At 37.8% G+C, this 487-nt stretch carries 1 protein-coding gene; it reads right to left on the bottom strand.

Annotated features, from left to right (window positions below; translation table 11 throughout):
- Positions 1–51 precede the first annotated feature (51 nt).
- The coding region (locus Q0954_RS34425) for an IS110 family transposase (protein ID WP_299466746.1) at positions 52–487 on the bottom strand (436 nt) is incomplete at its 5' end.

Raw genomic sequence — 487 nt, 5'->3', positions numbered from 1 at the left:
GCGAAGGTACTGTGTATAAATCCAAATTTTTGATATAATTTTTTAAAGATTTTAAAGGGGGCTACTCGTGCCCCCTTTGTAATTAGGCTCATAAGTGGTATCATTTTTCCATAGGGTATAAATTAAGGTCAACACTTTTCTACACACGGCAAGATTTCCTGCGGTACCATTTCTAGTCTCGGTTACTTTTTGATAATATTCTTTGAATTGATCAGCGGCTCTAATCGCAGCAAAAGCGGGGAAAAATAAAACAGCTTTGAGGTGTTGATTTCCTTTTTTGCTTACATAACTCTTGCCTTTAATTTCCCCCGATTGATGATGCTTGACCACCAATGCGGCATAGTGGATAAGTTGGCGGATATTTTTGATTTCTAAAAAGCCATTGGTTTCTGCTAGAACAGTGGCCATCACAATATAGCCTACCCCTGGAATAGTGAGCACATTTTTAACCTTGGCAATAATGTCTTTATTTTCCTCATTAGGTGTA

Origin of the sequence: uncultured Microscilla sp., assembly GCF_947493425.1 — a bacterium.
GTDB lineage: Bacteria > Bacteroidota > Bacteroidia > Cytophagales > Microscillaceae > Microscilla.
This window is presented reverse-complemented; position numbering and strand designations above follow the sequence as displayed.